At 34.3% G+C, this 19757-nt stretch carries 20 protein-coding genes; 14 read left to right on the top strand and 6 right to left on the bottom strand.

Features of this window, described 5'->3' with window-relative positions; translation table 11 throughout:
• Window positions 1–42: 42 nt before the first annotated feature.
• On the bottom strand, window positions 43–315 hold the full coding sequence (locus tag PL77_RS09355) for a SelT/SelW/SelH family protein (RefSeq protein WP_044204391.1): 273 nt from the start codon (window positions 313–315) through the stop codon (window positions 43–45).
• Between the two features lie 101 nt (window positions 316–416).
• Here PL77_RS09355 and PL77_RS09350 point away from each other — a divergent pair, with 101 nt between their 5' ends.
• Window positions 417–1520, top strand: coding sequence for a lactonase family protein (locus PL77_RS09350; protein ID WP_052444285.1), 1104 nt, complete (start codon window positions 417–419; stop codon window positions 1518–1520).
• 172 nt (window positions 1521–1692) lie between these two features.
• Here PL77_RS09350 and PL77_RS30385 read toward each other — a convergent pair whose 3' ends face one another.
• Window positions 1693–2694, bottom strand: a complete 1002-nt coding sequence (locus tag PL77_RS30385; protein ID WP_216595897.1) for an META domain-containing protein — start codon at window positions 2692–2694, stop codon at window positions 1693–1695.
• A 345-nt stretch (window positions 2695–3039) separates the two neighbouring features.
• Here PL77_RS30385 and PL77_RS09340 point away from each other — a divergent pair, with 345 nt between their 5' ends.
• The 6 genes from PL77_RS09340 to epsC all read left to right on the top strand — a co-directional run bounded on the left by PL77_RS09340 (window position 3040) and on the right by epsC (window position 7980).
• Window positions 3040–3408, top strand: coding sequence for a hypothetical protein (locus PL77_RS09340; protein WP_156152304.1), 369 nt, complete (start codon window positions 3040–3042; stop codon window positions 3406–3408).
• A 293-nt stretch (window positions 3409–3701) separates the two neighbouring features.
• Window positions 3702–4622, top strand: coding sequence for a PfkB family carbohydrate kinase (locus PL77_RS09335; RefSeq protein WP_044204069.1), 921 nt, complete (start codon window positions 3702–3704; stop codon window positions 4620–4622).
• 69 nt (window positions 4623–4691) lie between these two features.
• A complete protein-coding gene (locus PL77_RS09330) occupies window positions 4692–5354 on the top strand; it encodes a TatD family hydrolase (protein ID WP_052444283.1) in 663 nt (220 codons plus the stop codon).
• A 37-nt stretch (window positions 5355–5391) separates the two neighbouring features.
• Window positions 5392–6111: a ThiF family adenylyltransferase gene (locus tag PL77_RS09325; protein ID WP_044204066.1), complete on the top strand. Its 720-nt coding sequence runs from the start codon at window positions 5392–5394 to the stop codon at window positions 6109–6111.
• Window positions 6112–6339: 228 nt separating this feature from the next.
• On the top strand, window positions 6340–6930 hold the full coding sequence (locus PL77_RS09320; RefSeq protein ID WP_063769010.1) for a 1-acyl-sn-glycerol-3-phosphate acyltransferase: 591 nt from the start codon (window positions 6340–6342) through the stop codon (window positions 6928–6930).
• 228 nt (window positions 6931–7158) lie between these two features.
• Entirely contained in the window at window positions 7159–7980 is an 822-nt protein-coding gene (epsC, locus tag PL77_RS09315) for a serine O-acetyltransferase EpsC (protein WP_253273973.1), read from the top strand.
• Window positions 7981–8240: 260 nt separating this feature from the next.
• Here epsC and PL77_RS09310 read toward each other — a convergent pair whose 3' ends face one another.
• The 3 genes from PL77_RS09310 to PL77_RS09300 form a co-directional block, all read right to left on the bottom strand.
• Window positions 8241–8768 carry a hypothetical protein gene (locus PL77_RS09310; protein WP_156152303.1) on the bottom strand — a complete coding sequence of 176 codons (528 nt, stop codon included), beginning with the start codon at window positions 8766–8768 and terminating at the stop codon, window positions 8241–8243.
• 186 nt (window positions 8769–8954) lie between these two features.
• Entirely contained in the window at window positions 8955–9779 is an 825-nt protein-coding gene (locus PL77_RS09305) for a PspA/IM30 family protein (protein WP_044204062.1), read from the bottom strand.
• 21 nt (window positions 9780–9800) lie between these two features.
• Window positions 9801–10223, bottom strand: a complete 423-nt coding sequence (locus PL77_RS09300; RefSeq protein ID WP_044204060.1) for a DnaJ domain-containing protein — start codon at window positions 10221–10223, stop codon at window positions 9801–9803.
• Window positions 10224–10555: 332 nt separating this feature from the next.
• On the opposite strand from PL77_RS09300, the gene PL77_RS09295 reads away from it, so the two are divergent.
• From PL77_RS09295 to PL77_RS09285, 3 genes are all read left to right on the top strand, one after another.
• Window positions 10556–12253, top strand: coding sequence for an AMP-binding protein (locus PL77_RS09295; protein WP_044204057.1), 1698 nt, complete (start codon window positions 10556–10558; stop codon window positions 12251–12253).
• A gap of 60 nt (window positions 12254–12313) precedes the next feature.
• On the top strand, window positions 12314–12988 hold the full coding sequence (locus PL77_RS09290; protein WP_052444282.1) for an alpha/beta hydrolase: 675 nt from the start codon (window positions 12314–12316) through the stop codon (window positions 12986–12988).
• A 91-nt stretch (window positions 12989–13079) separates the two neighbouring features.
• Complete coding sequence (locus PL77_RS09285; RefSeq protein ID WP_044204056.1) at window positions 13080–13667, top strand: phospholipid scramblase-related protein; 588 nt, start codon at window positions 13080–13082, stop codon at window positions 13665–13667.
• Window positions 13668–13819: 152 nt separating this feature from the next.
• Here PL77_RS09285 and PL77_RS09280 read toward each other — a convergent pair whose 3' ends face one another.
• A complete protein-coding gene (locus PL77_RS09280; protein WP_052444281.1) occupies window positions 13820–14725 on the bottom strand; it encodes an RluA family pseudouridine synthase in 906 nt (301 codons plus the stop codon).
• 224 nt (window positions 14726–14949) lie between these two features.
• Between PL77_RS09280 and PL77_RS09275 the strand changes: the two genes are divergently transcribed.
• The 4 genes from PL77_RS09275 to PL77_RS09260 all read left to right on the top strand — a co-directional run bounded on the left by PL77_RS09275 (window position 14950) and on the right by PL77_RS09260 (window position 19586).
• Window positions 14950–16998, top strand: a complete 2049-nt coding sequence (locus tag PL77_RS09275) for a T9SS type A sorting domain-containing protein (RefSeq protein ID WP_082026464.1) — start codon at window positions 14950–14952, stop codon at window positions 16996–16998.
• A 43-nt stretch (window positions 16999–17041) separates the two neighbouring features.
• Entirely contained in the window at window positions 17042–18073 is a 1032-nt protein-coding gene (gene ribD, locus PL77_RS09270; RefSeq protein WP_044204052.1) for a bifunctional diaminohydroxyphosphoribosylaminopyrimidine deaminase/5-amino-6-(5-phosphoribosylamino)uracil reductase RibD, read from the top strand.
• A gap of 97 nt (window positions 18074–18170) precedes the next feature.
• Entirely contained in the window at window positions 18171–18878 is a 708-nt protein-coding gene (locus PL77_RS09265; protein WP_044204051.1) for a DNA alkylation repair protein, read from the top strand.
• A 129-nt stretch (window positions 18879–19007) separates the two neighbouring features.
• A complete protein-coding gene (locus PL77_RS09260) occupies window positions 19008–19586 on the top strand; it encodes an RNA polymerase sigma-70 factor (protein WP_044204050.1) in 579 nt (192 codons plus the stop codon).
• The last annotated feature ends 171 nt before the right edge of the window (window positions 19587–19757 follow it).

The raw sequence follows: 19757 nt of genomic DNA, 5'->3' as shown, positions 1-19757 counted from the left end.
AAAATAACGAATGCAATTCGTATTTCAATAGAAATCATTCATTTATTTGTCCGTGTGCCCTAGTGATCTTTCAGGATCAATTAAATCACGGATGGTTTGTTTGACTTTTTTAGGTTCCGGAAAACCTTGCTCTTTTCTATCCCAAACTTGTTGTTCATTGACATAGATTTTAAAGACACCACCGTTAGTAGGTCTTAAACTGATTTCTTCTATTTCGTTATTGAAAGTATACAGTAATTCTTGTTGAAGCCAAACTGCTCTAGGTGTCCACTGACAGAGTGTACAATATTCAATCGTAATTTTAATCTTTTCCATTATTCTTTTTCTATCTATAAATGATGGTTGTTTATAGAAATAAAAGTAAATAAATATTACATTTTTTGTACTTTGGGACATTAAATAAAATAAATAAAGAGATGAAAAAATTATTGATAACTTTTTTAGCATACTTACTTTCTACCCCAATCTTTGCACAAAACAATTTTTATGTAGGAACCTATACTAGCACTAAATCAGAAGGAATTTATAAAATGCATATTGATGCAAAAAACAACAAACTGATTTTGGATGGTGTGGCTGCTAAGTCAGATCAGCCTTCCTACCTGGCTTTTTCAAAAGATCATCAATATGTGGTGGCAGTCAATGAAAACTCAGATAATAAACTACCTAGTAAGGATGGACAAGTGAGTTTATTTAAAGTGGATAAGGCTTCTGGAAATCTTACTTTTGTGAATCAGGTAAATAGTGGAGGAGCACATCCTTGTCATGTATCACTTGATGACCAAAATAACGTTTTTGTAGCCAATTACTCTGGAGGAAATGTAGGCGTTTTTAAAATTAAAGATGGAATTTTAGAAGAGAAGTCCTCATTAGTTCAATACGAAGGAAAAGGTCCAAGAACAAACAGACAAGAAGCAGCACACGCTCACTTCTCAAATTATGTAGCTCAAAAAGAAAGAGTCTATACTGTAGATTTGGGCAGTGATAAAGTACATGAGTATAAAGTAGTGGATGGAGCACTAGAAGAGACGAATTCAATAGGAATTACACCTGGCGGTGGTCCTCGTCATTTGGTATGGTCAAAAGGTGGTAAGTTTTTGTATGTCCTCAACGAACTTTCTTGCACGGTATCATCATATTCAATGTCGGAAAGTGGTTATGAACTAAAAGAAGAAATTTCTACTCTACCTTCAGATTTTGATAAAAGCAAGTTAAATACATGTGCGGCCATCAAAGTTTCAAAAGATGGCAAATTCTTATATGCGTCTAACAGAGGTCATAATAGCATTGTGGTGTATAGAATTGATCAAAAAACAGGTAAGTTGAAAAACTTAGGTTTTGTGCCTATCCATGGAGACTCACCAAGAGATTTTAGTATTAGTCCAAAACAAGACTTTGTAGTGGTATCGAATCAGCAATCCAATAATGTTGTTTTATTAAAAAGGAATAAAAAGACAGGAATGTTAGAATATAAAGATGAGGAGGAAGTACCATTACCTGTTAATGTTGTTTTTTGGTAGAAGCTATTATAGTCTTTGACCAAAACTAAAAAGGTATAATCAACATCCTTGAAAGGAAAAAAATAAACCCTGATGTAAAACATCAGGGTTTTTAGCTTAATGATAAAATAGTATTAATTTGGATTTTGAGTCCGTGTACTTGTGTCTAATGACCAAGTACCATTCTATTGCATTATTTTCGTTTAGCTTTGATCAGTAATTGATCACCGCTGTATAAATAAAGTTCTTTGTCCTTCACTTCGTAACGGTCAACTTTATCTACTTGCATGAAGAATGCTCCTTCAACATCATTTTCAGGGCACATCATTCTAGTCGCTGCCAAAGGACCAATTTTTATTTTTGTAGAGTAGGCATCTAGCTCAAACTTCCCTTTGAAATTATTACAGCTGCCAGTACCATTGGCTTCAAGATCTTTTGATAAAAAGAAATTCGGTATGTTACCACCTAAATCAGCAACACCTTCGATTTGAGTTACTTCCCAATTTCTAAATAAATCTCTATGATTTTCTCCTTTTTTAGCGGTCACAAGCACTTCATCATTTTTGAATAATGTCAGTACTTCACCTTCAACTTTAAACTTGTTGAATTGCTCCAATACTTTACCAAGGGTACGCTCATGTTCTGCCACTTCCTCACAGTACATCATAGTTGACATAAATGGACCAGCACTTAAAGTATCTGCCTCAGCATCATACTTCATTGATCCACCTAAACCGTTACATCCAGCGTATCCTGATATTCTACCAGTGGCAGGGTCAAAAGCGATATATGTTTTCAAAGGATCAGTCGTTTTTCCTTCTAAGTTTTCAATGACCCATGTTCCTTCAAGTGTCATATATGGATCCTGTTTTTCTTTCAATACTTTTACAAGTTTATATTTTAGAGAAGAAGCATCTGCAGGAGGGTTTTCAACTTCAGTCATTGCTACTTCTATTTGGTATTCATATCCTTCTTTATATTCAAAGCCTTCTATTGTACCATAGAAATTGCTCCATTCTTCTGCTCCATCTTCTTTGATCTGATAGCATTTTTGAGGACCAACACCTGTGCAATCCACTTTTTTACTGCCTATAATTAAAGTTTTAGTAGATAAATTAGGTTGTTTTGATGTTGCACAACTGATTAATGAACCGATGCTTATTATAAATAAAGCGAATTTTAGTACTTTTGTCATGTTATTTAATGTAGTTATGTTGAGTAAAACTAAACGATACAAATACGTTTGAGTTTTTTTTAAAATCATTTATTTAGACATTACTTTTTAAATATACTGTAAACCAGTCAGTTATTTGAGATTAAAAATAGTTAAAAGAAATAACGATTAGACCATAATAGAAAAAAGATTAGGTATTTATTTTTAAAAAAAGAAGCGGTTCTATTCGACTTAAAGTTTGACAGAAACAATAACGTTCAATAATCAATAGAATATTTAGAGTGGTTTTTATCCCTCTTAATTAATTCTAAATTTTTGTTCTAAGTATTTTTTTATTTGTCGTTATAGTAGAAGAATCAAAGTATTATGACAAGATATATTATCAATTTACTAACATTGTTGTGTATTTGCTGCTTTTTGCACTCTTGTAGTCAAGAAGAAGAATCATCACTGACAGTATGTGACAATGAAGGAGTATCCAATAGGGTTAGAGAATTTGAAGAGGTTCTTAACAGAGCAGTAAGTGAATCTGATTGTGAAACTATACTATCAACAAGCACAGAAACGGTAGATTTTATAGATGATAACTATAACTGCCTTGTAATCTACTATGTGTTGACAGATAATGGTATTGAGACCGATAGAGAAGCAGAAGATCATTTAGCTACTATAAAAGAATACGTTTTAGGTCTGAGTCACCAATGTGAAACAGAGATTGCCCCTAGTTTTAACTAGGCGTACATTTTATTTATTTTATAGAGGATTTGTAATTCTATAATCAGTTGAAATAGTTCTTTACCATTGAAGTGTGACATTTATTTCTTCAGTAATTATCACCTTACCTTAAGGAATCCTATCCCATGTTGTTTTAATTTATTTTGTAATTATCTTAATGATAATTTATAGGATGAGGGATTTCCATTCAGATTTTTTTACTTTTGTGCTCCTAATATTTAGAAATTAAGTTCTAAGTCGCCTTGTTTTATGAAACGATGACTTGGTACACATAAAGTAATAAAATTAAACTTATGAGTTTATTAACTGTAGGTTCAGTTGCTTTTGATGCAATTGAAACACCATTTGGCAAGACTGATAAAATCATTGGAGGAGCAGGTACATATATCTCTATCTCATCTTCATTCTTTGTAAAACCTGTTAGAGTAGTAGCAGTCGTTGGTGATGACTTCCCTCAAGAATACATCAAAACTTTACAAGATCAAGGTGTTGATACAGAAGGTCTTCAAATCAAAGAAGGTGAAAAGACATTTTTCTGGGCAGGGAAATATCACAATGATATGAACTCAAGAGATACGTTAGTAACGGAGCTAAATGTTTTAGAACACTTCGATCCTATCGTTCCAGAAAGTTACCAAGGAACAGAATACGTGATGTTGGGTAACCTTTCTCCACAAGTTCAAAGTACAGTTATTGAGCGTATGACAGATCGTCCAAAGTTAGTTGTAATGGACACAATGAACTTCTGGATGGACATTGCAATGGAAGACCTTGCAAAAACGATCTCAATGGTAGATGTTCTTTCTGTAAACGATGAGGAAGCTCGTCAATTATCAGGAGAGTATTCATTGAGAAAAGCAGCGAAGAAAATCATGGCAATGGGACCTAAGTACTTAATCATCAAAAAAGGTGAGCACGGTGCTTTATTATTCCATGAAGACCAAATTTTCTCAGCTCCCGCTTTACCATTGGAAGAAGTATTTGACCCAACAGGAGCAGGTGATACATTCGCAGGTGGATTTATCGGTTATTTAGCAAAAACAGATGATATCTCTTTTGAGAATATGAAGAAAGCTGTGATCTACGGTTCAGCAATGGCTTCTTTCTGTGTTGAAAAATTTGGTACTGAGCGTTTATTAGAAATCACTGAAAAAGATTTAGAAGCACGTGTTCAGGAATTCCATAAATTAACTTCATTTGATATGACTTTCTAATTAGAAAGGAATCAATTGTTGAAACTAAACTTCTCTGCTTATTTTTGAATAAAGTAGAGAAGTTTTTTTATGCATCAATATTTCAACTCACACACTCACCATCCAACAAGTAATAGATTGGAATTGGTGAATCAATTTATTCAAGATGATTTTTCCAATAGTGAAAATTTGGTCAGTGCAGGAATACACCCTTGGCATTTAGATAAAGTAGAACTGACTTCTTGCTTTTTGAAATTGGAGGAGCAGGCTGATAATTTATCTGCTATCGGAGAAACAGGGTTGGATAGAGTTATTGCATTTCCGTTGGAAGAACAAAAAGTGATTTTCAAAAAACATATTGATATTGCCGAGTATTATCAAAAACCAATGATTATTCATTGTGTTAGGGCTTACTCAGATGTTCTTCAATTAAGAAAGGAAATGAAACCTAAAATGCCATGGATCTTTCACGGGTTTATGGGAAACCTACAAATTGCCCGTCAGGTAATAGATAAAGGATGTTTTTTATCCTTTGGAAAAGGAATTTTGCAGCAAAGGCCCAAACTTCATCAAGTCATACAAGAGACTCCTTCTCAGTTTCATTTATTTGAAACGGATGATGTTCACGACCTTAAAATAGAGGATGTTTATCAAAAAGGAGCCTTGCTTTATGGAAAGAATTTAAATGAAGTAGTGGAAGAAAAATTACAAATAGCTAAAAACTTATTTCCCAAAATAAATGATCTTCTTTAGATTTGCAGTCGATTTTTAAAATTTACATTCAAAGAAGATGGGACACTGGCAAGAAAGAACGGAGTTATTAATTGGTCAAGATGGCATTCAAAAATTAGGAAGTAAACACGTACTTATCGTTGGAGTAGGTGGTGTTGGAGGTTTTGCGGCAGAAGCTATTGCAAGGGCAGGAGTGGGCAAGATTACAATTGTAGATGGAGATGTTGTAGATGAAAGTAATAGAAACCGTCAAATTGCGGCATTGATTAGTACAACGGCCCAACCTAAAGCCTCAGTGATTGGTGATAGAATTAAAGACATTAATCCTGATGTGGTATTAGATATTAAAGAAACATATTTGGAGGATGAAGCAGCAATTCATCAGCTTCTTGAAGAATATGATTATGACTATGTGGTAGAATGTATTGACACACTTTCTCCTAAAGTGGCATTATTATCTGCTTGTATGGAGAAAAAGATCAAAGTGATCAGTTCTATGGGTGCCGGTGGAAGAATGGATCCCTCTCAAACAAAAGTTGGAAGACTTAAAGATACTTACAACTGTCTTCTAGCAAAACAAGTAAGAAAGCGTATTCCAAAGAAATCTTTTAGAAGAAAAATCAAATGTGTATTCTCTTCTGAATTGATTGACAAAAATAAAGTGGTGACCGTAGAAGGTGTAAAACATAAGGCTTCTACAATTGGAACAATTTCCTATATGCCTGCCGTATTTGGTTTGACAGTGGCTTCAGTGGCTATTAGAGATTTGTTGAAATAGACAGAGGTTGTCTTATAAAGATATCTTGCACTACTTCTGAATTTATATATTGATGCTCAGTTATTGAAGTACTTTTAATAGCTGAGCATTTTATATTAACATTGATTTAGTAAAAAAAATGATGCTTTTGTCACAAACTACCTTATTAAACCGTCTTATATAAACGAATTTTTAATGTCTTTCAATTAAAATATAACCTATATATCCTTTCAAGAAAAGGAACAAAGTATGATACGATTTATTTTTCGTTTATTATTCAAGTGGAATGGTTGGTCATTAAGTATCGATCATATCGATCAAAATGATTTAAAAAAGAGTGTTTTTCTAGCTACTCCTCACACTTCTAATTGGGATGCTGTATATATGGTAGCCGCTATGTTAAAAATTGGAGTGAAATTAAGGTTTGCTATCAAAAGAGAATGGATTAGATTTCCACTGAGTATAGCACTTAAACCTATGGGGGCGATTGGTATTGATAGAAGACCTCAAGGCGAAAGAAAAACAAAGTTGAGTATGGTGGAAGCAATGGCTAATTTATTTCAACAAAAAGAAGAACTTTCGTTGGTAATTCCTCCAGAAGGTTCAAGGTCATTGAGAGAAGAATGGAAATCAGGTTTTTATTATGTTGCTACTACAGCTAAAGTGCCTATCGTTTTGGCTTATTTAGATTATGATAAAAAAACGGCAGGTGTTTATGAGGCTTTTTATCCAACAGGAAATTATGAAGAAGATATGAAATACATTATTTCTGTCTATAAGAAACATAATCCAGGGCCGAAATTCCCAGAGTTATTTACCTACGACAAGAGGTTTGCTTAGTCAAAAGGAAAAGATAAATTAAAGTAGAAATGAAAGTTTCTACTTTTTTTGTTTTTAAGTACTAAGAAGGGGGAAAGAATAGAAAAAATAAGATTTATGAACAATAATAGATTTAAAACCTCATTTACATTTGAATAACAACCCGAAATGTATAATTTTCGTTCATAAATTATTAATCCCAAAATGCTCTAAGTACCTTTATTAAGGAGTAATCACCAATATATGGTTATGGAAAGTAAAGTAAAAAACGTGGAGAAAGATATAATCGCACAAATAAATTCAAACAAATGTATGTTTCAGATGCCTTCAAAACAGAAAGCGGAAGAATTTATAGATGATATGTTTGAGTTTTTGTTTCCTGTAGTTTCAGGAGTAGAACAAGGACATTATGCTGCAGAATTGGCATTGATCCGATTAAAAGGAAAGTTACAAGAACTATTCTTACCCATCCGTGATCAGTTTGAGGTAGGGTGTAGTAGTGCTGCAGAACGTTTCTTTGAATGTCTACCTATGGTGCACTCCAAGTTATTGAAAGATGCTCAAGCCATTTATGACGGAGACCCAGCGGCAAATCACATCGAAGAAGTAATATTAGCTTATCCTGGCTTTTTTGCTGTTTTTGTGTACCGCCTGTCACATCAACTATATAAATGTGAAGTACCCATTGTTCCGCGTTTGTTTTCAGAATATGCTCATAGTAAAACGGGTATTGATATTCATCCGGGAGCATCAATTGGAGAATACTTTTGCATTGATCATGGTACCGGAATTGTAGTCGGAGAGACTACCAATATCGGAAACTATGTAAAACTTTACCAAGGTGTTACTTTAGGTGCTTTGAGTGTGAGCAAGGATTTAGCTACCATGAAAAGACACCCTACAATCCAAGATAACGTTATCATTTACTCAGGTACCACTATTTTGGGTGGAGAAACAGTAATTGGAGAGAATTCGATTATTGGTGGAAATGTTTGGTTGACCGAAAGCGTTGAACCTAACTCAACAGTGTATAACCAGAGTACAGTAAGTGTTAGAAAGAAAAAAATATAGGAAACTAAAAATAAGTACCAAGTCAAAAATAAATCATAGTTAATTCTAATTTATTTTTTGTGAGTACAACGCTAAAAAACGTATGAATAGTGGTTCTATTGAAAGTTTTTTGAAGGAAGTAATCGCAAAACAATAAATAGAATTAGTATTAAATAATTTTGTCTTGGTACCTACTTATAAAAAGACAATGCCTCAGCGGAAACGTTGAGGCATTTTTTATAAATGAAAAATAAATAAAGGTGCTGTTCTTTGAAGCCCTATTAACGGTTCTTACAATATTCAATATGTCCTAAAGCATTGTTCAATCCATCAACACCGTTATTTAAATGTGTAATGGCATCATGAATATGATCAATAGCAATAGTAAGATGAGAATGCATTTCATTCATATCATCGGCATAATCCACATTTGTTAGGGTTGTGGTAGCGATATCAAAGATCACCTTTGCGTCTTGGAAAGAACCATGAGCATCGTCGGCTTTATCTTTGGCATGAGTGCAAATATCCTCAGCTTGTGCCCGTGCACTATGGGATTCATCCTTTGCATAATGGGCATTTTTCATAGCTTCTTCGGCTTCTTGCTTTGCAAAAACTACGTTTTCTTTAATACATTCAACAGTGTGACAGTCAAAGCATTCGCCAATAAAGTGTAAAGCTGTGTTTGCACCTTCGTGAGACGACTGATAGTAGTCGTAAGCCTCATGTATATCCGAAACGACAACATGATGCTGTGCATTCATAAAGTGAAAAGTGTTAATTAAAAACAGTAAAAATAAGAGTCGTTGCATAAAAGGGGTTGGTTGTTCCGTTTTTACAACATTATTCACAATAAATAAGTGCAGGGCATTAACATAATAATTTGAACATGTTGGAATAATACAACATTCACTTTCTTTTTTAGTATAGAAAGGGTAAAAAAATAGGACAATACACCGAAGTATATTGCCCTATTAAAGTATTTATCTTAAAAGCGATTATTGCTTATTTTTCAATTGCTCTTTTAATTTATCCAATTCTGAAGTATCACCACTCGCTGAACTAGAAGAAGAAGTATCATTGGTAGACGAATTGTCTGTATTTTGATTTAAACTCGCTTTTAACCTTTTCAACTCATCAGATGTACCCAAAGAAGCTGTAGAGGCTCCTCCACTTAAGCCTAATGCTTGATCGATTTCACTATCCACTGATTTATTTTGAATATCGGCAATTTCACCATACGATTCCGCCAATGCTTCTTTCTCTTCAACTTTTTGTTTCATCTTCTCTAATCGTGCAATTGTAGTAGAAGAATCAACACTTGATAATTGCTTATTTAATTTTGCAGAAGCATCACTTACAGTTGCTCTAGCTCTTAATGTTTTCAATTCATTTTCCCAGTTAGATATCTGAGATTTTAAACTTTGAACATTACTTTCCATTTTCGAAAGCATACCGGAGTAATTATCAATATTTTTTTGATTAGCACCTGCTCTTTGCTCGTATTGTTGTTTTCTTTCTAAAGCCTGACTCGCCAAACGGTCCGCTTCATCTGCATTAATTTGTCCACTTTGTGCTCTTTGGAGTAACAGTACTGCTTTAGATTCAAATTCACGGGCATTTCTACTATTCGATTCAAATTCTTTTTTCTCTCGGATAGAAAGTGCTTTTACTTCTGCAAGTCCTTGCATGGACTTGGAAAGGTCACTTTTTAAATCTCTAATACCTTGTTCAGTTTGTTTAATAGGGTTTTCTAATTTATCTAAAACTGAGTGTGCCTCTGATTCTGCTATTCCAAAAAGTCTTTTTAACCATCCAAACATTTTTATAATCTAATTTTATTATTAATTTTTTAATTTTTTTTCAAAGTAATTGTACGCTTCATTGATTTGTAATGTAACCTTTTGTGCCATTTCTTGTTTAGCTGGTTCACCGGCATACAAATCTGGATGATATAATTTAACCAATTTTCTGTAAGATTTCTTTATCGTAGCAAAATCATCTCCTTTTTTTACTTCCAAAGCGTTATAATATTCATCTTCTTTTGATTTTTGTTGAGTTTGCTGAGATGAATATTGTTGTTGTGAATGATTCTGATACTGCTGTTGTTGCTCCTGATATTGGTATTTATCATTCTTTATTTCTTCGTAATATTTTTTCCAATCTTCATTTAAATCGTTTTCAAAGAGATTTTGAAAAACAGGATTTTTTTCAATCTGATCGTTGATTGTTGCTTTTAATATATTCTTAAATCTGTCGACTAACATCCTCTATATCTTATTCGCTTAATAAACTTTAATACATGTTCTATTATATAAGACGAAAAGTTACTAAAAAAGATACTTTAATACATAAAAAGTTATTTGTGAATGATTTTTCATTTATTTTATTTGTGATATTCATCATTAGGTGTATATTTGACGTTTACTAAAGAGTTGTTAATTAGCACTCTTAGAAAGTACACACTCAAACATTTTTTTTATATTTTTGAGCAGTCATGGCCTTCGATCTTGTTGAAGAATTTGACTTCTTAGATTAATTATCTAATACTATACACAAAAAGAGGTGTTTACCTCTTTAATAACAACCGAAAGTGCAAATGGAACAGAATTTCCCTTGGCATAAACACTATGCCGATTTTACTCCAAAAGAGATCGACCCGGATAATTACCACTCATTACTCAAATTATTTGAGGAATCTTTCCAGAAGTTTTCAAATAAGGTTGCCTATGAAAATATGGGAGGAAAATTAACGTTCGAAGATGTTGATTTAGCATCACAACGTTTTGCTTCCTATTTACAGAACCAATGTAAAATGAAGAAAGGGGATCGTATAGCGATTCAAATGCCAAATACATTGCAGTATCCTATTGCAATGATAGGGGCTATTCGAGCGGGGATGGTTGTAGTAAATACAAACCCTCTTTACACGGAAAGAGAAATGGAGCATCAGTTCTCAGATGCTGGAGTAAAAACGATAGTGATTTTAGCCAATTTTGCGGATAAACTCCAAAATATACAAGGTAGGTTACCTGAACTGAAAAATATTATTATTACAGAATTAGGCGATTTATTGGGCTTCCCCAAAAGTCTTATTGTCAACTCTGTTGTAAAATACGTAAAAAAGATGGTGCCTGCTTATAAATTGCCAACCGCGGTACCATTCAAGAAAGCTTTAAGTGAAGGAGCTAAAGTAGAATACAAACGCCCGGCAATGACAGGGCAAGATCATGCTTTCTTACAATATACAGGAGGTACTACCGGAGTGGCAAAGGGTGCAATTCTAACACACAGAAATATAGTAGCCAATTTAGAGCAATCAAATGCATGGCTGCAAGGATGTCTTGAAGAAGGAAAAGAGTTGGTGATTACAGCTTTGCCTTTGTATCATATATTTGCTTTGACGGTAAATTGTATGACGATGATGAAGATCGGTGCACACAATTTATTGATCACAAACCCAAGAGATATGGATGGTTTCTTAAAAGAAATCAGCAAATATAAATTCTCTATTTTGACAGGTGTAAATACCCTTTTCAATGGAATGCTAAATCATAAAAAGTTCGCTGATATTGATTTTTCTAAATTGAAAGTAACTATTGGTGGCGGTATGGCTGTACAAGAAGCTGTAGCAAAACGATGGGAAGAGGTGACTGGTTGTACGTTAGCAGAAGGCTATGGTTTGACGGAAACTTCTCCTGTAGTGTGTGTACACCGTTTGGATAGTCCTAAGATTGGCACCATTGGTTTACCTTACCCTTCTACCAACGTAAAGATCTTAAATGAAGAAGGTGTTGAAGTACCTATTGGTGATGAGGGTGAACTTTGTGTGAAAGGTCCTCAAGTAATGAAAGGATACTGGAAGCGTGAGGAAGAAACAGCAGAAACTTTCTTCCCGAATGGATGGTTGAGAACTGGTGATATTGCTACGATGGACCATCATGGTTATTTCAAGATTGTAGATCGTAAAAAAGATATGATCTTGGTCTCTGGATTTAATGTATACCCAAATGAGGTAGAAGAAGTACTAGCCATGCATGAAGGTGTGGACGAATGTGCTGTAATTGGTATTCCAGATGATAAATCTACGGAAGCCGTGAAATGTTTTATCGTGAAAAAAGATCAACATCTTACAGCCGATGCTTTGAAGGAATTCTGTAAACAAAATTTGGCAGGTTATAAAGTACCAAAGCATTATGAATTCAGAACTGAATTACCAAAATCTACAGTGGGTAAGATTATGAGAAGATTCTTGAAAGAAGAAGAGTTGGAGAATACTAAAAAGGTTCTTCATTAAAATATATAATATTACAACTGAAGGTACTGTTTAAAAGACAGTACCTTTTTTTATGAAATTATGGAACATCATCAACAATGGGTCCCTCTCCAAGTTGAGGCACCTTTCTACACAAACGGAACAGTAACAAATAAGACAGAACACCTATGGATGGTGCTTCATGGCTATGGTCAATTAGCGGATCATTTTATGAGGAGGTTTGACATTTTGAACACCGACAGGCATCATGTAGTAGGCTGCCAAGGTTTATCTCGCTTTTATTTGGATAAGCAATATCAAAAAGTGGGAGCATCTTGGATGACAAAATTAGACAGAGAGGCAGACATCAGACATCAGCAGGAATACCTTTCTAACGTTTTTGAAAATCGTTTAAGTGAATTGGGAGATCAAAAGGATCATTTAAAATTCAATTACCTTGCTTTCTCACAAGGAGGGGCAACCTTATTAAGATGGCTTAAATATTATAAACCTAAGGTGGATAACCTTATTCTCTGGGCGGCAGATATGCCAAAAGAATTTACACTGGATGATTATTCTTTCTTATCCCCTGATTCTACTGTTTTTATAGTGTTAGGAGATAGAGATCCTTTCAGAACTTTCATTGACATAAAAAAACAAAAAGAGTTATTAAACTCGCTAAATTGTAATTCAAAATTCATTAACTTTGATGGAGGACATCACGTGAGAAGAGATGTTCTCGAAGAATGCGTAAAGCATTTTGATGATAAATTTTAATGAACTAATATCTCTTATTTTATTCGGTTGAGTTACTAACAATTAAGTGCCTTCTTGTGCTTAGATATAGAGATACTAAACAAACTATTTTATGCATCCCATATTAAATAAAAATCAATTCTTTGTAAAGGAACATGTAGGAATGTTCAAAGCCGCGAACAACTATGATATTTATGATCCGGCAACAAATGAGATCATCATGGAATGTCGTGAGGATTCATTAGGTTTCTTTACTAAAATCCTTCGCTTTACAGATTACAAAAGAATGACCCCTTTTCATATTGAAATTAAAACAACATCAGGGCAAAAAATCCTGACGGTTAAAAGGGGAATTTCTATTTTCTTATCAGACGTTGAGGTGTTGGATGAAAATGATCAATTAATTGGTGTATTCAAGCAAAAACTATTTTCAATAGGTGGTAAATTTGAAGTATTTGATGCTGCAGGAACGTCACTTTGTATGTTGAAAGGAAAGTGGACAAGCTGGGATTTCAGGTTTATGAAAGATGATTTTGAGTTTGCTCATGTGAGTAAAGAATTTGCAGGTTTTGCAAAAGAATTATTTACGTCTGCGGATAATTATGGTTTAGAAATCAATCCAGAGGTACCACAAGATCACAAGCTTAGATTACTAATTATGGCTGCAGTGATGTGTATCGATATGGTATTAAAAGAATAAAGTTGAAGTAGGTTCAGCAGATAGAACATATTTCAAAAAATAAGGGTAAGTATAGATTGAAAGCTACAATATCTTTTCTTTTAAGAAACATTTCTACCTAATTTAAAGGTATTACTTCCAAGCTTCTTTCTTCTTGTAGAAAAGAGTTACAACTACTTACCCTTATATTTTTCCCACATTTTGGTTTCTCTTTCTAAAAGAGCATCAAATTTTGAGGGGTAATTAGTAGAAAATAATTGCCTCTCATTGGTTCTAGGGTGTACAAAGGAAATGGAAGTACTACTCAAGAATAATCCCTTTCCTTTTAAAGTATTTCCTTCCTCTCCATACTCTTTATCTCCAACAATTGGATGTTGTATCATTGCAAGATGCTTTCTAAGTTGATGTGTTCTTCCCGTATGAGGTTCTAACTCCACCAATGTGAGAATTTCACTTCTTAACGATGGAATCTCTTTAATGACTTTATAAGAACTATGACAAGGTTTCCCCTCTAAGTCGAAGTTTATATCATCCATTTTACTCGCAAAAGCTCCCATCGCTATAGCATGATATTTTTTCTTGATTGTTTTGTCTTCAAACTGTTGCCCAAGTTTGACTCTTGCCAATCGCGTTTTTGCAATCAATAAAAGTCCAGAGGTAGGAGCATCTAATCGGTGACAAGGTTTGGGCCAAGGCATGGCGTCAAGGAGCGGGCTTTGTGATACATTGTACAGCAATGCATTTTCAATGGTTTTGAATTGATTCCCACTTACCGGTATTCCAGAAGGCTTATAGATTACAGCCAAATCTTCATCCTCAAAAATGACCTCAAGTTTCATTTCAAATATTTTAGGTGCTTTAGCTTCTTCAGCATAAATCACAATTTCTTGATCAGGAGTGATCCATTCAGCACCCTTCAAAACTTGCTCATTACAAACTACCCGTTTTTCTTTGAAAGCCTTTTTTAGGCCATTTCTTGATGTCACAAATTGGCTTTGCTTTAGAATAAAATCAAAAAAACGTTCTTGTTGATCAATTTGATCAGGGGTTTGAATCTGTTCAAGGATTACTTTCTCCATGCTGAAAAATAAATATAAAAAACACTGAAACCTTACTGAGATGAACTTGTAGGATTTTGAGATAAAGTTAGAGAAAAGAAAAGAATTAAGTTTAATGATAAAAAAATAACCTCCTATTTCATTCAAATAATCACATTGATACAATAAAACCGAGGAAACTGCTTTAGATAAGTTTGTGTTAGATGGAATAACCGACTTAGTATTAAAACCAAATTGAAACTATCATGAAAGTCTATCTAATATTTATACTGGTGCTTTGTTCACTTACCCACGAATTATCAGCTACTACTTATTACTCTCAAAGTAACGGGAATTTTTCTTCAGATGCGATCTGGTATACCACGGAAAGTGGTTCCTCTTCTGAACAATGGGTGAAAGGAGATGAAATAAGTAATCCCTCCACGCATGATTTTATAGTACAACATAATGTCACTCTTCCTAGTTCAAGTATCTCCGTAAAAAGTATTGTCATCAAAAGTGGCAAATACCTTTATCATATGGCATCAGGGACTGCTGGACAATCTACTTTGACAGTGACAAATTTGAATGTGATAGGCATTCTTTACATCAGGAACAATTATGTTAACCTGACGATTGAAAATATTTATTTCTTAGAAGGCTCAAATTTTAATCTAACAGAATCAGTTGCGAATATTACACACAATGGGATGTTTTATAGTAATAGTGTCACCACTTTGACATTAGACCTTGCTTCTCCTACTGTTTCGGGCTTACTGGGTGACTATATAGATGGTACTATTACTGCAGATAATACATTACGTTATCCTTCAGGTTCATTAGAAAATACACTAGCAGATTTACCTACAGAATTTCTAGAAGAAACAGGTTCAATAACGTTGGATAAAGACTATACACTGAAGGTAAGTAGTGCCATTCCTTCGACTTTTACAATAGCAGCGGGAACAAGTGCCAACGCAGAGGATAATGGTAGTATAGAGTTTCTTGAGGGAGCCTCCGGAACGTTTACGGCAACAAATACGAATCCTTTTAATAACGTAAGAATCAATACTGCTTCAGGCATTACGCTGGGCAGAAGTTTGGTGATGGGAGGTGAATTATTCTTAGATAATGGAATACTAACAACATCTACTTATCGACTTACAATTGAGGAAGGTGGGTCCGTTGATGGAGCCTCTTATTCTGAAAACCTAAATGCAACGAGTTCAGGTGGCTCAGATGCATCACATGTGGACGGTGAAATGAGATTAGAAGTGGCGGCAGGTACAAAAGGGTATGTTTTATTACCCATTGGAGATGCCAATATGTTGAGAGTGGGAGGTGTTCAAAATTTGGTGGCTTCTCCAAGTTCATATATACTCACCGCACAATATTTTCATACACCTTATTCTGATGTCTCAAATATTAGTGACTTGGGGGTGAATGTAAGTTCTGTTGAACATTGGGAAATAGAGGTAGACGGATCAGCGGTAGATGTAGATAATACCAACTATAACTTCAATGTTGCAGTCTCTTATCATTCTAACTCAGGAGTGAATGAAAGTCAGACAGCTTCACTTCATCTTATGCATTATAATAGTGGGGCAACCGAATGGTTTTCGGAAGGAAATGTAGGAGGAGGTTCAACTCATGTTACTCCTAATGGAGGCCTTTATACCGGTGGAAGTGTTACAGGTTTTGTAGTGGACGCTGTAAAGTCATTTAGTCCATTTACTTTAGGAGGAGACAGTGATGATCATGACCTTCCTATTACTTTGAAATCATTTGAAGTAGAGAAAGAAGGCGATGCTCTAAATTTTAATTGGGTAACGGCACAAGAAATCAATAATGATTATTTTGAGTTGGAAGGGTCTACCGATCGAAAATATTCTAATGTTCTGGCTAAAATAGAAGGTGCAGGAAATTCAAATGTAGAAATTAATTATACTCAAACAGTCACAAAAGGTCTCTGGGAGACATATCAATATTTCCGCTTGAAACAGACGGATTACGATGGGCAATTTTCTTATTCAGAGTGGGTACAGGTCGGTAATAATGATTTACCCAATAATTTTGATTACATCATCTATCCAAACCCGTCAAGCACTGAGATTAATATTGAAACTACAGCGTTAATCAATGAAACGATCAGTACTTATCAGATTTTTGACTTAAATGGTAAAAGGTATCGTGAAACACAATGGGATGCAACACATCACACAATTGATATTTCCACTTTACCAAAAGGAATTTATATGTTAATGATTTCTACTGCCTCCGGAAAAAAGAAGATTCAACGTTTTACAGTCCAATGATGAATACTTAAATTAGCTATCGAAAACTTAACAAACGATAGCAATGGACAAAAAATATATGTATAGAGCTTTACAGCTCGCTCAAAAGGGAATGGGAAGTGTCAGCCCGAACCCTATGGTAGGGGCTGTAATAGTATATAAAGATAGAATTATAGGAGAAGGGTATCATAAAAAATATGGTGAACCCCATGCAGAACCTAATGCTATTGCATCAGTAAAAGAGGAGGATCAGCAGTTCCTGACGGAAGCAGATATGTATGTGACTTTGGAACCTTGTAGTCATTATGGAAAAACACCTCCATGTGCTGATCTGATTGTGAGAACAAAATTAAAGAATGTTTATGTCTGTAATCTTGATCCTAACCCACTGGTTGCGGGTAGAGGAATCAAAAAGATGACAGATGCAGGGATACATGTTGAAACTGGAATTTTAGAGGAAGAAGGCTTGGAAGTTAATAAGCGTTTCTTTAAAACGATGGTGCATAACAAACCTTATGTGACCTTGAAGTATGCTCAAACAGCTGACGGCTTTGTGGCAAGAGAAAATTATGATTCAAAATGGATCAGTAATGGTTTGTCGCGTCAGTTGGTACATAAAATGAGAGCGGAGGAAGATGCAATTATGGTAGGGAGCAATACCGCAAAGCATGATAATCCAACCTTAAACACAAGAGATTGGGCAGGTAAAAACCCTCTTCGAGTTGTGGTAGATAGAGAGCATAAACTTAATCAAAGTTTAGGCCTTTTTGATAATGAGTTAAAAACCATTTGTTACACTACATCTTTCGATGAAGAAAACGAAAACTTAGCATTTATCCCACTAGGAAAAGATACTTTCTTTGAAGATCTTCTGACGGATTTGATGGGTAGAAAAGTACGTTCAGTAATTGTGGAAGGTGGAAGTAGATTATTAACGCAGTTCATCAATAAAGGATTGTGGGATGAAGCCCATATATTCACGTCTTCAACTACAACTTTTGGAAAAGGTATCGAAGCTCCCACTTTGACAAATGCTAGGAAAATTTCTTCTCAACAGATTGACGGAGATGATTATTCCATTTACAAAAGAAGATAAAACCATTACAAAATTATAATGAAGTCTCCTGCTTAGTGTTCTAATCAGGAGATTTTTTTATTTTAGGATTCACATCATTCACTCAAACGAATTCAGGATGACAAAAAATGAAGTAATGGATGCCCTTTATCAATTGGGAAATGAAGGAACAAAGTCAATTTATTTAAAGCATGGTGCTAAAGAACCTTTTTTTGGCGTGAAGGTCGGTGATTTGAAAACCATTCAAAAGAAGGTGAAAAAAGACCATGATTTGGCACTTGAACTGTATGCTACAGGCAATTCTGATGCGATGTATTTGGCAGGGTTAATTGCGGACAACAAAATCATTACTAAAGAAACTTTACAAGAGTGGGTAAAACAAGCCAATTGGTATATGCTGTCGGAATATACGGTAGCGTGGATTGCTTCTGAATCAAAATATGGTTGGGAATTGGGGCTTGAGTGGATCAATGATATGGATGAAGGAGTACAAAGTGCAGGTTGGTCAACGCTTTCCAATTATATAGCTATTACTGCAGATGATCAAATTGAAATCAAGAAAATAGAAGAACTACTAGACCAAGTTAATACCGATATTCATGAATCATTAAATAGAGTGAGGTATACAAAAAATGGATTCGTGATCTCTGTTGGTTCCTATATTTCAGCTTTGACAGAAAAAGCAATGGAAGTGGCTAAAAATATAGGGAAAGTAAGTGTCAATGTGGGTGACACAAGTTGTAAGGTACCGTTGGCTTCTGATTATATTCAGAAAATAATTGAAAAAGATAGAGTGGGAAAGAAGAAGAAAAAAGCGAGGTGTTAAGTGTATAGTCTGTTTGAAGAAGGAAATACTTCATGTTTCTTTCTTCACTATTTATTCCATTTTTGTTAATATGGTGATCACATAGTTGCCGATTTTTATTTACTAGTTTTGCGTAACAAATCTAAGACAATGAAAAATAAACTATCGAAATCATCTGATATTGAACTTTTAAAGCTTCTTTTAGAAGAAAAAAAACTTTCTGCTTTTGATGAAATTTACAACCGCTATTTTGACCGTTTGCTCCGGTTCGGGTATCAAATATTGAACGATCAGCAATTAAGTGAAGATATTATTCAAGAGATTTTTGTTACGCTTTGGACCAAAAAAGAAACACTGCAGATTACTCACCTCAACGCTTATTTACATCAAGCCGTAAAATTTCAAGTAGCCAAACATTTCCGAAAAGTAGTGCTCACCGAAGAACAATTAGAATTGGCAGAGCACATATTTAGTCAACAAAATACAGATGATCTTGTCATTGTCAATGAGCTTAACGAAGAAGTCCATCATTTATTAGAAGAGCTACCACATCGTTGTAAAGAAGTATTTCACCTTTCACGATTTGAACATTTATCCAATCAAGAAATTGCTAAAAGATTGGACATCTCTATCAGAACCGTAGAAACCCATATTTCGCACGCATTAAAATTCTTAAAAGAAAATATTTCAGTCACTTCTATGTTGCTTTTTTATTTCTTATTCCTTTAAGAAAGTAAGTACCAAGCCAAAAATAAATAATAATTAATTCTTCATTATTTTTTGTGAGTACAACGCTAAAAAACGTATGAATAGTGGTTCTATTTAAAGTTTTTTGAAGGCAGTAATCAGAAAAAAAATATGAATTAGTGGGATTTATTGGTCTCAGAAATGGGTTTAAAA

It is taken from the genome of Flammeovirga sp. OC4, assembly GCF_000812565.1.
Lineage (GTDB): Bacteria > Bacteroidota > Bacteroidia > Cytophagales > Flammeovirgaceae > Flammeovirga.
Note: the sequence above shows the minus strand (reverse complement) of the source record. Positions and strands in the feature narration are given on the sequence as shown.

Bases quoted from the DNA above. Each gene is read 5' to 3' on its own strand.
- PL77_RS09260 (WP_044204050.1), top strand. From the start codon at position 19,008: ATGAAAAATAAACTATCGAAATCATCTGATATTGAACTTTTAAAGCTT.
- PL77_RS09285 (WP_044204056.1), top strand. From the start codon at position 13,080: ATGCATCCCATATTAAATAAAAATCAATTCTTTGTAAAGGAACATGTA.
- ribD (WP_044204052.1), top strand. From the start codon at position 17,042: ATGGACAAAAAATATATGTATAGAGCTTTACAGCTCGCTCAAAAGGGA.
- PL77_RS09320 (WP_063769010.1), top strand. From the start codon at position 6,340: ATGATACGATTTATTTTTCGTTTATTATTCAAGTGGAATGGTTGGTCA.
- PL77_RS09335 (WP_044204069.1), top strand. From the start codon at position 3,702: ATGAGTTTATTAACTGTAGGTTCAGTTGCTTTTGATGCAATTGAAACA.
- epsC (WP_253273973.1), top strand. From the start codon at position 7,159: ATGGAAAGTAAAGTAAAAAACGTGGAGAAAGATATAATCGCACAAATA.
- PL77_RS09295 (WP_044204057.1), top strand. From the start codon at position 10,556: ATGGAACAGAATTTCCCTTGGCATAAACACTATGCCGATTTTACTCCA.
- PL77_RS09265 (WP_044204051.1), top strand. From the start codon at position 18,171: ATGACAAAAAATGAAGTAATGGATGCCCTTTATCAATTGGGAAATGAA.
- PL77_RS09325 (WP_044204066.1), top strand. From the start codon at position 5,392: ATGGGACACTGGCAAGAAAGAACGGAGTTATTAATTGGTCAAGATGGC.
- PL77_RS09310 (WP_156152303.1), bottom strand. From the start codon at position 8,768: ATGCAACGACTCTTATTTTTACTGTTTTTAATTAACACTTTTCACTTT.
- PL77_RS30385 (WP_216595897.1), bottom strand. From the start codon at position 2,694: ATGACAAAAGTACTAAAATTCGCTTTATTTATAATAAGCATCGGTTCA.
- PL77_RS09330 (WP_052444283.1), top strand. From the start codon at position 4,692: ATGCATCAATATTTCAACTCACACACTCACCATCCAACAAGTAATAGA.
- PL77_RS09300 (WP_044204060.1), bottom strand. From the start codon at position 10,223: ATGTTAGTCGACAGATTTAAGAATATATTAAAAGCAACAATCAACGAT.
- PL77_RS09350 (WP_052444285.1), top strand. From the start codon at position 417: ATGAAAAAATTATTGATAACTTTTTTAGCATACTTACTTTCTACCCCA.
- PL77_RS09275 (WP_082026464.1), top strand. From the start codon at position 14,950: ATGAAAGTCTATCTAATATTTATACTGGTGCTTTGTTCACTTACCCAC.
- PL77_RS09355 (WP_044204391.1), bottom strand. From the start codon at position 315: ATGGAAAAGATTAAAATTACGATTGAATATTGTACACTCTGTCAGTGG.
- PL77_RS09305 (WP_044204062.1), bottom strand. From the start codon at position 9,779: ATGTTTGGATGGTTAAAAAGACTTTTTGGAATAGCAGAATCAGAGGCA.
- PL77_RS09290 (WP_052444282.1), top strand. From the start codon at position 12,314: ATGGAACATCATCAACAATGGGTCCCTCTCCAAGTTGAGGCACCTTTC.
- PL77_RS09280 (WP_052444281.1), bottom strand. From the start codon at position 14,725: ATGGAGAAAGTAATCCTTGAACAGATTCAAACCCCTGATCAAATTGAT.
- PL77_RS09340 (WP_156152304.1), top strand. From the start codon at position 3,040: ATGACAAGATATATTATCAATTTACTAACATTGTTGTGTATTTGCTGC.